The organism is Halalkalibacter krulwichiae (assembly GCF_002109385.1).
Lineage (GTDB): Bacteria > Bacillota > Bacilli > Bacillales > Bacillaceae_D > Halalkalibacter > Halalkalibacter krulwichiae.
This window is the reverse complement of the sequence record NZ_CP020814.1, coordinates 2,969,002-2,982,095: the sequence shown is the minus strand read 5'-3', so window position 1 is coordinate 2,982,095 and position 13,094 is coordinate 2,969,002. Positions and strand designations below refer to the sequence as shown.

Annotated in this window: 9 protein-coding genes and 1 pseudogene; 7 read left to right on the top strand and 3 right to left on the bottom strand. The window is 35.8% G+C overall.

All coding sequences use genetic code 11. The features are described 5' to 3' along the window. Positions 1 to 82 precede the first annotated feature (82 nt). The 3 genes from BkAM31D_RS14970 to hxlA all read right to left on the bottom strand — a co-directional run bounded on the left by BkAM31D_RS14970 (position 83) and on the right by hxlA (position 2,114). Positions 83 to 802, bottom strand: coding sequence for a 3-ketoacyl-ACP reductase (locus tag BkAM31D_RS14970; RefSeq protein ID WP_066160652.1), 720 nt, complete (start codon positions 800 to 802; stop codon positions 83 to 85). 113 nt (positions 803 to 915) lie between these two features. Then, positions 916 to 1,473: a 6-phospho-3-hexuloisomerase gene (gene hxlB / locus BkAM31D_RS14965; protein ID WP_066160649.1), complete on the bottom strand. Its 558-nt coding sequence runs from the start codon at positions 1,471 to 1,473 to the stop codon at positions 916 to 918. Between the two features lie 8 nt (positions 1,474 to 1,481). Then, positions 1,482 to 2,114, bottom strand: coding sequence for a 3-hexulose-6-phosphate synthase (hxlA, locus tag BkAM31D_RS14960; protein ID WP_066160647.1), 633 nt, complete (start codon positions 2,112 to 2,114; stop codon positions 1,482 to 1,484). Between the two features lie 958 nt (positions 2,115 to 3,072). Here hxlA and zwf point away from each other — a divergent pair. From zwf to BkAM31D_RS14925, 7 genes and pseudogenes are all read left to right on the top strand, one after another. Continuing rightward, positions 3,073 to 4,530 (top strand): glucose-6-phosphate dehydrogenase, encoded by a 1,458-nt coding sequence (zwf, locus tag BkAM31D_RS14955; RefSeq protein WP_066160645.1) that lies wholly within the window; start codon positions 3,073 to 3,075, stop codon positions 4,528 to 4,530. Between the two features lie 49 nt (positions 4,531 to 4,579). Continuing rightward, a complete protein-coding gene (gene gnd, locus BkAM31D_RS14950) occupies positions 4,580 to 5,473 on the top strand; it encodes a phosphogluconate dehydrogenase (NAD(+)-dependent, decarboxylating) (RefSeq protein WP_066160643.1) in 894 nt (297 codons plus the stop codon). A gap of 483 nt (positions 5,474 to 5,956) precedes the next feature. Continuing rightward, positions 5,957 to 6,971 (top strand): annotated as a pseudogene (locus tag BkAM31D_RS14945) (DUF3231 family protein). 405 nt (positions 6,972 to 7,376) lie between these two features. After that, on the top strand, positions 7,377 to 10,298 hold the full coding sequence (locus BkAM31D_RS14940; RefSeq protein ID WP_066160640.1) for a substrate-binding domain-containing protein: 2,922 nt from the start codon (positions 7,377 to 7,379) through the stop codon (positions 10,296 to 10,298). A 196-nt stretch (positions 10,299 to 10,494) separates the two neighbouring features. Continuing rightward, positions 10,495 to 11,217, top strand: coding sequence for a LytR/AlgR family response regulator transcription factor (locus tag BkAM31D_RS14935; RefSeq protein ID WP_066160637.1), 723 nt, complete (start codon positions 10,495 to 10,497; stop codon positions 11,215 to 11,217). A gap of 252 nt (positions 11,218 to 11,469) precedes the next feature. Then, entirely contained in the window at positions 11,470 to 11,703 is a 234-nt protein-coding gene (locus tag BkAM31D_RS24415; protein ID WP_235820569.1) for a sugar phosphate isomerase/epimerase family protein, read from the top strand. Positions 11,704 to 12,049: 346 nt separating this feature from the next. Continuing rightward, the gene (locus BkAM31D_RS14925; protein ID WP_066160635.1) at positions 12,050 to 13,045 is read left to right on the top strand and encodes a LacI family DNA-binding transcriptional regulator; all 996 of its coding nucleotides are present in this window, start codon (positions 12,050 to 12,052) and stop codon (positions 13,043 to 13,045) included. Positions 13,046 to 13,094 lie beyond the last annotated feature (49 nt).

The window sequence follows — 13,094 nt, the reverse complement described above, 5'->3', positions numbered from 1 at the left end:
AAGGAATGTCCTTGTATCACTTATACATATAAGAGTATTTTGTAGGAACTAAAGAAGCAGACCCCACTGGATCTGCTTCGTTTTATGATGGATTTGTTGACCATAATCCAGCTGTTTTAACGAATACTCTTGGATTAAATTTCAAACTAGCCACGACTAATTCTGCAAGGTCTTCTGGGTGCATCACGTTATCTTCATTACCTTTAACAAGATTTGTATCAATGGCTAAATCTGTAACGACTGTACTTGGTGTTAAAGCAGTAACACGGACATTATGTTTTCTTACTTCTAGCATAAGTGATTCTGTTAGCCCTAAAACAGCGAATTTAGAAGCACTGTAAGCACTTGTAACAGGAGCACCTTTTTGTCCAGCAGATGAAGAGATATTGATGATATCTCCTGATTTTCTTTCGATCATTCCTGGTAATACTGCTCTTGTTACATTATACACACCCATTAAATTAACTTGGATGATTTTTTCCCATTCTTCTGGTGTTAGATCAAGGAACCCACCAAATTTAGCAACACCAGCATTGTTGATTAGGATATCAATTGGGCCAAATTCTGATTTGATATGTTCAACAGCATGGGTAACGGATTCAAGCTCGGTCACATCTGCTGTTGCTGCAGAAACCTTTACATCAAATTGTGCTAGTTCAGCAGCCACCTTTTCTAGATTAGACATATTTAAGCCGATTAGGCCTAAATGAACGCCTTCTTTTGCTAAGGCGATAGCAGTAGCACGTCCAATGCCTCTTCCTGCGCCAGTAACTATTGCAGTTTTTCCGTTTAAAGAGATCATTTTATCACTCCTGAAATTATTCAAATTGAAGTAGTTCATTCTAACAGAAAGACCGCAATCTTACATGGAAACAGCTTGCGGTCTTTCCTATTTAGAACTCGAGAATAATATATTTATTCTAAGTTGGCGTGTCTACCGTACATTTTATTGGTATCCAAACCTTTTTTCTCCATGAACCGAAGAATCACAGCGTCGTAAAATAGTAAAAGTGTTTGCTCAAATAATGAGCCCATTGGTTGAATCGTCTTAAAATCACTCTCCGACTGATCTTTAGGTGAGCCAGGCAACTTAATTGTGATATCCGCTAATTCTCCAATAGTGGACTCAGGGAAAATGGTTACAACCGCAACCGTCCCACCGATGCTTTTTGCCTTCTCGGCCATGGAAACTAAACCTTTCGTTTCTCCTGAACCTGATCCGATGATCAAAATATGATCTTTTTCAAAGTTAGGGGTTACGGTTTCGCCAATCACATAGGCATCTATCCCCATGTGCATCATTCGCATGGCGAATGATTTGGCCATAAATCCAGATCTTCCTGCGCCTGCTACAAAGATTTTCTTTGATTCAAGAATCCCATTAACTAATTTTTCAGCTTCATCATTTGAAATTAAATCTACAGAGCGATTTAACTCTTTTATGATTTCAGCTAGGTATTGAGTTGTATTCATGATCTGAATTACCCTTGAATGATCATTTGTTGCATTTTGGCAGCAACAGCTTTTTTATCAGCTTGTCCAGTAATCCCGCCACCAACAATGACAAGGTCTGGTTGTACTTTGATGACTTCTGGTAGTGTGTCTAACTTAATACCGCCTGCGATTGCAGTTTTAGCATTTTTCACAACACCTTTGATGGTTTGTAAATCTTCAAAAGAGTTCTTTCCAACTGCTTGAAGATCGTAGCCAGTATGAACACAAATATAATCAACGCCCATAGCGTCCACTTCTTTTGCGCGTCCAGCAAGGTCTTTTACAGCAATCATATCAACAAGGATTTTTTTACCTTGTTTTTTCGCTTCTTCAACAGCACCTTTGATTGACATATCTTCAGCAGTTCCAAGAATTGTGACGATATCAGCACCTGCTTCAGAAGCTTTCATTACTTCATAACCAGCTGCATCCATGATTTTTAGGTCTGCTAATACCTTTAAGTTAGGGAATGCTTTTTTAACTGCTTTTACAGCATGAAGACCTTCATTGATTACAACCGGTGTACCGATTTCAACGATATCAATGTGCTCCTCTACTTCTTTAACTAACTCAATTGCTTCTGGGATATTTACTAAATCTAATGCTAATTGTAATTCCATCTATATTCACTCCTATAATTTTTTTATTGTTGTACAGTGATAATGGCTCCAAAGTGTAATAATACTTTTACAGTAATATAATCCTTATAGTGCTTTAACTGTACCTGCGAGCAATAAGGGATACCATGGCCTCTCACTGAACAATTGCAAGTATACAATGTATGATTCAACATTAAAAGTACGCACTTTTATTTTACATAGTGTTAAAAAGTATACTATTAGAGAGGCGAGGATAATCAAAGAAGTAAATATGAGTATTATCTATTTACATGGTAAAGGTCGGCTTCTAAGTGAAAATCTATTGTAAAACCAATCCATTTATTTATTCGAAAATTAAAGAGGGTTATATTGTTAGTTGATCCTAATGCAATTATGGAGGCATCTGATGTGTTTGTGAGACATCCGGTTTAGATAGCTCACTTATTACGCCAAAAGCTTCAAAACATAAAGATTTATAGCACATAAATTTATGTGGCCAGGGAGAGGATGCTCACCCTGGCTTTTTAATTTAGTTAACACAAAAATAGATGAGTTTATTTCCTACAGTATACATTTTGTTAATATGTTATTTTTTTATCAATATTTACATGAAAAGTGCGTACTTCCATTTAAAAAATGTAGGTACTATACTTACATCTTGTTGCACCATTGGTTTCACGAAATACTGTGGTTATTAATCAGTCATCTGATCTTCCGTATTCTGTTTACTACATTGAAAGGGTGAATAGTATGTTCGGGTTACATGCAAAGCATCACTAAGTTTGTTCAAGATGCCTAAGCTTCACATCGAATAATGGTTATTGTCCAAAATGCTGTCATTCGCATTTTAGGGACATTATTATTTCGGTCCAAGCAGGTTCAAATAAAAATATGGCTAAGCTAGGGGATTGGCTATCAAGAGTTATAGTAGTTTTTTAAGATAGCATAAGTGAAATTTTTAATTTTGGAGGTATGTAAAATGGAGGCAATGACATTTGTCTTATTTGGGGCGACAGGAGACTTAGCAAAAAGAAAAATCTTCCCCGCTCTATATAATTTATTTTTGGATCAAAAATTACCTCTGCCCATCTCCATTATTGGGGTGGGTAGAGGAGATTTATCAGATACTGATTTCCAAAACTATGTGGAAGATTCCTTAAAAACATTTTCTAGACGATCACTTAATGACAATTCAAACTTTGAAGTGTTTATCCGTGCCTTTCGGTATTGCCATGTAGATGCTAGCAAGGCTGAAGGATATAAAGGATTACTTGAACTCGTTAAACAACGTGAAGAAGAATTGAATATACCAGAAAATCGTATGTTCTATCTATCTGTTGCTCCAGAGTTTTTTAATGTGATTGCTTTCAACATTAAAGAGAGTGGTCTAGGTTCTACTAAAGGTTGGAAACGTCTAATTATCGAAAAGCCGTTTGGACATGACTTAAAATCAGCTCAAGAATTAAACGATAAACTAAGTAAAGCTTTTGATGAAGAAGAAATTTTTCGCATCGACCACTATCTTGGAAAGCCGATGGTACAAAACCTGGAAGTGTTAGGATTTGCAAATCCAGTGCTTCAAGCATTATGGAACAACCAATACATTGCAAATGTGCAAATTACTGCAAGCGAAACAGTTGGGGTTGAAGAGAGGGCTGGTTATTATGATCAAACTGGGGCTATTCGCGACATGTTTCAAAATCATATGCTGCAAATGTTGATGATGACAGCAATGCAGCTGCCAAAACAAATCAGTGCAGAAGAGATTCGCAATGAAAAGAGAAAAGTAATAGAATCACTTCGTCCATTAAAGAAAGAGGATGTGGTGAATCATGTGATTCGAGGTCAATATGGTCCTGGTGAAATCCACTCTAAACCAGTTGTTGGGTATACAGGAGAAGCTGAAGTTGCTCCTTCTTCATTAAATGACACATTTGTGGCTGTTCGTCTATGTGTGGATGATGATTTTTGGAGAGGGGTTCCTTTCTATATCCGTACAGGAAAAAGAATGGCAGAGAAATCCACCCGAATTGTGATTGAATTCAAAAATACATCAAAGGATTTGTATAGGACTCAAGAAAAAGAAACTGCGCCAAATCTTTTAGTGATTGAAATCAATCCAAACGAAAGTGTTTCATTACAATTAAATAGTAAAAACCCATTAAACAATGGAAAAATCGAACCAGTCAATGTTGATTTTTCTGCTAAGCAAGCAGATGTTCCTGAAGCATATGAGCTTTTAATTTACGATGCAATGCGTGGCGACTCAACATTCTTTGCACATTGGAAAGAAGTGGAGTTGTCTTGGAAATGGGTACAGCCAATCTTAGAGGCTTTTGAGGAAAATACAATTCCCCTTCAATTATATACATCCGGGTCAATGGGACCAGATGCTTCCCATCAATTATTGGCAGAGGAAGGATATAAATGGTGGTAGTTAATAAAAAGATGAAGAATATTTTTAGATTATTAAGGAGGAAATGAACATGAAAGTTGGATTAATTGGTTTAGGAAAAATGGGATTAAACTTAGGTCAAAATTTAATTGATAACAATCACGAAGTAGTAGCTTTCGATGTAAATGGAAGTGCAGTTGAAGAAATGAAGAAATACGGTGCTCAAGGTACATCTGATTTAAAAGAACTTGTTGAATCATTAGATAAACCAAGAGTTGTGTGGATTATGGTTCCGCATGCTGTGGTAGATTCAGTAATTGATGAAATGACACCATTATTAGGCACTGGAGATATCGTAATTGAAGCTGGAAATTCTCACTATAAGGAATCCATTCGCCGATATAACCAGCTAAAGGAAGTAGGAATTCACTTTATGGATGTCGGTACTTCTGGAGGAATGGAAGGTGCTCGTAATGGAGCATGTTATATGATTGGTGGAGACCCTGAAGCCTGGAGCATCGTGGAACCTATTTTCAAGGATACTGCTGTCGAAAACGGATTTATTTATGCTGGTAAAGCAGGGAGCGGTCATTTCTTAAAAATGGTTCACAATGGAATTGAATACGGTATGATGGCAGCGATTGGTGAAGGATTTGAGGTATTAGAAAAAAGCAGCTTCGATTTTGACTACGAAAAAGTGGCTAGAGTGTGGAATAACGGCTCAGTTATTCGTTCATGGCTCATGGAGTTGACTGAACATGCATTTTCAAAAGATGCAAAGCTAGATGAAATTAAAGGGATTATGCACTCTTCTGGTGAAGGGAAGTGGACAGTTGAAACAGCTCTAGATTTACAAGCAGCCACTCCTGTTATCGCAATGTCTCTTTTGATGCGTTACCGTTCATTAGACAGCGATACTTTTACAGGTAAAGTGGTGGCTGCATTAAGAAACGAATTTGGTGGACATGTTGTTGAAAAAAGCTAACAAAATTACATCTGTCACATTTAATAGAAAAAGAGTCAATAAAAATAGGTGAAGAAAACAGTTTATTATTTGTGAAATGGTAATGAAAACAATGAATATGATCGGAGAAAAGGATGTGAGATCATGAATGTATTCAAAGGAATTGATAGGAGGGTGGCTAAAAAAAAGTAATGCTTTCAGAAAAGTTCTTAATGATTCATAAGTGCTCGTGTTGAGAGATCTCACTAGTTTCCGAAAGAGTATGTTTTTTAGAAAAGTTAAATAGGGAATCTCAAACGGTATGAATTCCCTATTTAACTTCTGCTTCTATTTCTGTAATGCATCTACCTATCGAGAATATATGTTTAACTTTTCCAATCATATAATATTCCCTAATAAGCATGGGTAAGAAAACGATTATAGATTCATCTTGCCAGGAACATTTAACAAATAAAATTAATGTAAATGGTTACCCTAATTCGTAATTGCTAGGAGGGATGATAAATGGAACAAGTTAATCACCATACAAAAATTAATGCATCAGAACATGCTGTCATTTGGTCACAGTATGTTAATGACAGTTTGTCACGATGTATTCTTCGCTATATGTTACATGATGTAAAGGATGAAGATATTCGCGATTTACTGGAATTTGCCTTAGAATTATCAGAAACTCATTTAGAAAAAACGAAGCAATTCTTATCCTTAGAAAATCTGCCAATTCCAATAGGCTTTACAGACGAAGATGTCACAGTAGATGCTCCTTGTTTATTTACATATTATTAGAATTCATGGTTTGACGAGATATGCTTTTGCCACTAGTGTTTGTATACGAGAGGATGTCAGAAAATACTTTATTGAATGTACTTCGCAATCATTGGAACTATATGATAGGGTAACTAGTATTTCCTTAAATAAGGGAATTATTAACAAACCTCCTACTTTAAACAATCAACAAAAGATTGATTTTGAAAGGAAGCAAAATTATTTAACTGGTTTGTTCGGGAAACGTAGACCTATTAACGCAATTGAAATCAGTGGTGTGCATCTTAATATGTAGAAAACAATGGTAAAAATGGTATTGGAGTTAGGATTCAGTCAAGTTTGTCAATCTAAAGAGGTACGAGATTATATGGAACGTGCTCGTAAGCTTTGTGTTAAACACTTTGATATTCTAAGTTCAATGTTAAAAGAGGAGAATCTTCATGTTCCAAGGTTATATGAAACAGAAGTAACAGATTCAACAGTTCCACCCTTTTCAGATAAACTTATGCTATTTCATATAGTGACACTGCTTTCAGCAGCAATTGCTTATTATAGTGAGGCATTATCAATGGGACAAAGAAGAGACTTAACGGCAAATTACGCACGAATGAATACCGAAATTGCCTTAATTGCTGAAGATGGTCTAAATCTACTAATTAGAGCCCGTACCAAGCCCCACAACCATGCTATCTTTAACAAACTCTACTGCTTTTTCACCAATTATTTTTTTATCAACCATTTTGACACCTCATAACTAGGTCCTTTCTTTTTCATAAAGCATAATTATCTGATCTAATCCTTTGCCAAACTTTCGTGATCAGTTGCAGAGGGAGGTTGTTCCATCCATCCCTTTCTAGACTAACCTAGATAAATGAGACACTATAAAGCACCTACGAATGGTACACTTAATTAAAGTGTACATTCGGAGGTGTTTTTGCGTGGGCAAAAATGTATATTTAAGAGAAACGAAGTGGGCAGTTGTTAAAGATAAAATGAGCGGTCAGTTAACAATCAGGAAATCATAGTAATAAAACTTGACCATCCTTTTTATAGCAATGCTTTTTTACAAATCACGTTTTTTTATATATCTTTTTAAGAAAGAATAAAATTACAGATAAATTTTGTACGGATTCAATCACCGTAGATTAGGAGGAAATGAATGTCAGACTCTATATCTAATACTCCACTAAACGTTACGGAAAGGGGACTTGTCTGTAGATTTACCAAAAAAAAGAGCACCTTTATTTGTACGTATTGTGATGGTCCTTTGCTCTACAACTGGGGATTTAACCAAGAAGATGTGAATGGAAAAAAGCTAGAAGATATATTCCCTAGTGAATTGTCCGATATCATAAACAAGTATTGTTACCAGGCTTGGAAAGGTCAATTTATTCAATATGAAACAAAGTTAAAAGGCAATGATTACATAGCTTTTTTAGCACCTTTATTTAATAATGGTAAGATTGTCGAAGTTATAGGCACTTTCATCCAAAGTAACAAAACGTCGTCAGAAAATGAGCAAGTCTATACAAACTCATTATATGAAGACGTTCTTCAGACGATGTCAGAAGCTGTTATCATAATTGAAAAAGATGGTAAAGTCACTACTTTAAATGAAAACTTTCAAAAAATGATCGGCTTAAAAGGTGATTATACATATAGGTGGACGGAAGTAGAATATGTTGCAGAGGATGGATCCCATTTACCTTACTCTGAACTACCTGGAGTGAAAACACTAGAGAAGGGCATTTCCTTCCATAACTCGATTGTGGGAGTAAAGGACAACGAGAATAATCCAATTAAATGGTTTTCAGTTAACTCAAAACCTCTCACAATACGTTACCATAGTGATCGCGCCTCACTTGTAAGTATTTCTGATATTACAGAAAGAAAAGAAATGGAGAACACCTACATTCAAGCAAAAGAAGAGGCTGAAAAAGCAAATAGGGCTAAATCGGACTTTCTTTCTAAAATGAGTCATGAATTACGCACACCGTTAAATGGGATTTTGGGTTTTGCGCAGTTATTAGAGCTTGATGATGATTCGTTAAATGACAAGCAACGCGATTATGTGCAAGAGATCTTAAAAGGGGGAGGTCATTTATTAAATTTAATTAATGAAGTTTTATATTTATCGAGAATTGAAACGGGCAAATTAAAAGTTTCGATAGAAGAGGTTCCTCTTTTAAACATTATTGATGAAAGTGTCAATATAGTTGAGTCTCTCTCTAAAAAGAAAAATATTCGTATTCAAAAACAACTAGATCCCCAACATGATATGGTCGTTCTAGCTGATCCTGTTCGACTGAGACAAATTCTCCTTAACCTTTTAGAAAATGCCATTAAATATAATCTTCAAAATGGAAACATCATAATCAACAGTTATTTGGAAGGAGACAATCAATTTGTTCATATTGTTGATACGGGTGTTGGTTTTTCAGTAGAAGAATATCACAAAATATTTGTTCCGTTTTACCGAGTGGAAGGTACAGAAGAAGAGGGGACAGGGATTGGTTTGGCTATAGTTAAGCAGCTTGTGCAACAAATGGGCGGCGAAATAAGTGTAAGAAGTAAAAAGGGGCAAGGCAGTGACTTTTGTTTTAGTCTGCCTATTCCCAAAAATTTAAAGCCTGTTATACGTTGGGAAGACGAAGTAGAATTGGTTAAGAAAGTAGAGGGAAGGTCAGAACACTATCGCTTGTTATATATTGAAGATAATGAATCTAATCTGAACTTAGTGAAAAACATTATTAAATCTCATCCTTCCTTTACACTGTTAACTGCTAACAACGGGAAAGAAGGGATAGAAAAGGCTGCTTTAGAGAAAGTAGATCTAATATTGCTTGATCTTAATCTTCCGGATATGAGTGGTTATGCAGTGTTTGATATATTAAAAGCAAAGGAACAAACAAAAGGGATCGCTGTTATTGCTGTAAGTGCAAATGCGATGCCTAAAGATGTTCAATATACTTTGGACAAGGGGTTTGATAACTATTTGTCAAAACCAATTCATGTGAAGGATTTTTTGAATACAGTAAATGAGACATTAAACAATACGATTACACAAAATATTCCACATCATACGATATTAAGCACAGGTCCGTATGGAGAAGAGGCAGTTTCTGCAAAGACACTTCAATTATCTTTAACAGAGCTAAAAAAAATTAAGGAAAAGAAGTATAGGGCGGCTATAGCAATGCACTATGCCGACAATGATTGGTCAAAGTCTCAAATTGCAGGTGTAACTTCAACTTTTGAGAAAATGGGAGTTGAGGTAATTGCTGTAACGGATGCACAATTTAAATGGGAAAAGCAAGTAGAAGACATTGAGACCATTTTGATTCAAAAGCCAGATATCATTGTAAGCATTCCAGTAGACCCAATCTTTACCGCAAGTGTTTATAAAAAGGCTGCTAACGCAGGCGTAAAGCTAGTATTTATGGACAATGTTCCAAAGGGGCTAGAGCACGTTAAAGATTATGTCAGCATCGTAGCAGCTGATAACTTTGGCAACGGTATTGAGGCAGCTTATATTATGGGTCAAGAATTAGGAGGAAAAGGGAAGGTTGGCATTATCAATTACAATGCTGATTTGTTTGCAACAAATCAAAGAACAGAAGGTTTTGTAGAGACGATTAAGCAGATATTTCCCAGTATTGAAATAGTCGCACGTGCAGGTATCAATGAACCAAGCGATGGAGAAAAAGTGGCTGTTGATATGATTAGAAAAAATCCTAACATGAATGGAATGTTCGTTGTATGGGATGTACCTGCAGTAGGAGCTATGAAGGCAACTGAAGCTGTTGGAAAAAGTAATTTGGTCATCACGACGATTGACTTAGGCTTTAATGCAGCACTAGAAATAGCTAAGGATGGAAAGATAAAAGGAGTGGGTGCCCAGCTTCCATATCAACAAGGTGTTGCAGAAGCAATATTGGCAGGGTATGCACTTCTTAGAAAACAAGCACCACCTTATGTGGCTGTTCCAGCTCTAAGAGTAACAAAAGAAAATCTTTTAGACGCTTGGAGGCTTGTTTACAATGAGGATGCTCCCGAACTTATTCAACGTACATTAAAATAAGGAAAACCAAGTATCTATGCCAAAAATGTATAGGTGCTTAGTAAATTAAAAGGAGAAGTATAAATAAATGGTACGCTTCTCCTTATTTACTAAAATTAAAATAATTAATGCGTATAGAAAACATCTTTTTTTCATAGTTGTCGTAATAACATTCTACAAGGAAATAATAGGTCATTTTATTGGAGGTTACTTATAAATGAAAATATTGATTGCTGAGGATGATAAGGCTTCAAGAAAACTATTAAAGTGCTTTATTGAAACGCTTCCACAATTTCAAGTTGTTGCAGAAGCGGCCAATGGAGAAGAATTAATCCGCTCTGTCATGAAAAAAAAACCAGAAATCGCCTTAGTTGATATTGATATGCCATTATTGAATGGACTAGAAGCTGTTAAATCTTGCAAAAAGCTACTTCCCTCCTTAGAAGTAATTTTCACAACAGGACATGATCAGTATGCTTTAGATGCTTTTGACGTCAGTGCTGTTGATTATATTGTTAAACCGATCGTAAGGGATAGACTGTATACAGCTTTAGAAAGAGTGGAAAAAAGGTTATATCAAAGCGGTATACTAAGTGAAAAAGCTTCAAAAAATAATGATATCATGATAAAAAGAAACAATCAAATTACTTTTCTCTCACCTGAAGAAATTCTATTTATTGAAAAAGTAGACAGGAAAACGGTTATTCATACGAAGGATCAAAAATATGAAACATATGAGCCATTAACGACTTACGAAAACGTTCTAGGGCCCCGTTTTATGGCAACACATAGGTCTTATCTAATAAATCTAGATCAATTAGCAAGAGTAGAGACAGCTGGTCGAATGTATGAGGCTTATTTCAAAAACTATAACGAAACAGCAAGGGTTTCAAAGCAGAAATTAGTAGAATTACAACATTTAAAATCAGTATCCAATTAAAAAAGACAGTGAAAATGGTAAAGCCAGCCTTTTTTTAAACCATCATTAAATGATCACAAAAGTTCACGATAACTTAATGTTTATTGTGGGCTTTAATTTTTTTGAAGAATTATGATCACTTCACAAACAGAAGCCTAGAATTATAGCTTAGAAGCGTTAACGGAAGTCGCCGATTAGCAAAGATCTTAGTGTAACAATAGTCGTTGAACCTACGCCGGCAGATAGTAACTTAATTGAAACTGCAGATGATTCATGATATTAAGTGAGCAAACCGGATTAGCAAATGTAAAGGTGATGTTTGATACGTTCCATGCATTGTATCGAAATGAAGTTCCAAGTGACTATGTGTACAGAATGGCAGATAAACTTCATCATGTTCATATTTCTGATAATGACCGGCTTCCACCTGGGGAAGGCAGATGTGATTTTGACGCGGTATTGAAGGCATTAAAAGATATTAACTATGATGGATACTTATCAATGTAAGTAGGGTTTCGCACACGGCAAGCAGAACCAGATTGGTATGCGAAAAAGCATCGATTTTTTAAGAGGAAAAGTAAAGAAGATTATGGAGATAGACGAGAGGGTCCGCCTCTAACCTAAAAGAACATATGGTAGACTAGCAAGCCCGTAATCGACAAAAGTTGATTGCGGGCTTTAAAAATTCTTATAACTTGTAATTTTTTTGTCTGAATGAATGAAATTCGTGTCTGAATTAAAAGTAAGCGCTTCTGAAAATAATAAAATGGTGCCTGAAGCTAGTTAGACACCGATTCTGAATGCGTTTACAATGCAAGCATAAAGTTAAAAAAAAAGAAATGAGCGAACAAAAATGGTTAGAATCATTGATGTAGCTAAAAGGGCTAATGTTTCTACTGCTACCGTTTCAAGGGTGTTAAGCAGTCCCCATACTGTTAGGGAAGAAACAATGGGAAGGGTCTTGGAAGCGATAAAAGATTTAGATTACCATCCCAATATATTAGCACGCCAGTTACGAACGCTAGAATCAAAAACAGTAATTGTCGTTGTTCCAGATATTTCAAATCCTTTTTTCTCGAAGGTTCTTAGAGGGATCGAATATGTTGCAGCCGCAAATGGTTATCAAGTTTTATTAAAAGATACAACCAATGACTTAGAGTTAGAGAGTGGTTATGTAGATCTTCTTAGACAGAAGAAAGCAGACGGCATGATTTTTTTAACAGTAATGAATTCAGAACTTGTAAATATAGTAGAAAATCAATATCCCGTCGTTCTAGCTTGTGAATATATAGAAGGTTCAAGTATTCCAACAGTATCAATTGATAATATCAGTGCTGCAAGAAAAGCGACTGAATATCTGATTCAATTGGGACATAGACAAATAGCCTCTATATCAGGACCGACTACGAGCGTTCTCGGACAGGATCGGCTAAAGGGATTTTATCAAGCGTTGGCCCAATATGATGTAACCGTCGATCCGGTACTTATTCAAGAAGGGGATTTCACTTATGAAAGTGGCTTTAATGTAATGAATAAGCTGTTGGCTCTAAATCAGCTTCCCACTGGAGTGTTTGCCGCTAATGATGAAATGGCACTTGGGGCCATTAAGGCAATCAAGTCTAAACATTTACGAGTTCCTGATGATATCTCAGTTATAGGATTTGATAATATCAAGTTTTCAACGATTTGTGAACCTGAGCTTACGACGATTGCGCAGCCGGCTTTTGAAATTGGGAACAAAGCGATGGATCTGCTGTTCAAGCTGATGAAAAATAAAAAGATTATTAGAAGTCAATATATCTTAGAGGACAAGCTTATTATCAGAAATTCTTGCGTAAAAAAGGTCTGAAAAAAAGTAAGTTGCAAAAATGTAATCCTTTACAAAATATAGATACAAT

Excerpts from the sequence above, each read along its gene's own strand:
- BkAM31D_RS14970 (WP_066160652.1), bottom strand. The coding sequence starts at position 802 with ATGATCTCTTTAAACGGAAAAACTGCAATAGTTACTGGCGCAGGAAGA.
- hxlB (WP_066160649.1), bottom strand. The coding sequence starts at position 1,473 with ATGAATACAACTCAATACCTAGCTGAAATCATAAAAGAGTTAAATCGC.
- hxlA (WP_066160647.1), bottom strand. The coding sequence starts at position 2,114 with ATGGAATTACAATTAGCATTAGATTTAGTAAATATCCCAGAAGCAATT.
- zwf (WP_066160645.1), top strand. The coding sequence starts at position 3,073 with ATGGAGGCAATGACATTTGTCTTATTTGGGGCGACAGGAGACTTAGCA.
- gnd (WP_066160643.1), top strand. The coding sequence starts at position 4,580 with ATGAAAGTTGGATTAATTGGTTTAGGAAAAATGGGATTAAACTTAGGT.
- BkAM31D_RS14940 (WP_066160640.1), top strand. The coding sequence starts at position 7,377 with ATGTCAGACTCTATATCTAATACTCCACTAAACGTTACGGAAAGGGGA.
- BkAM31D_RS14935 (WP_066160637.1), top strand. The coding sequence starts at position 10,495 with ATGAAAATATTGATTGCTGAGGATGATAAGGCTTCAAGAAAACTATTA.
- BkAM31D_RS24415 (WP_235820569.1), top strand. The coding sequence starts at position 11,470 with ATGATATTAAGTGAGCAAACCGGATTAGCAAATGTAAAGGTGATGTTT.
- BkAM31D_RS14925 (WP_066160635.1), top strand. The coding sequence starts at position 12,050 with ATGGTTAGAATCATTGATGTAGCTAAAAGGGCTAATGTTTCTACTGCT.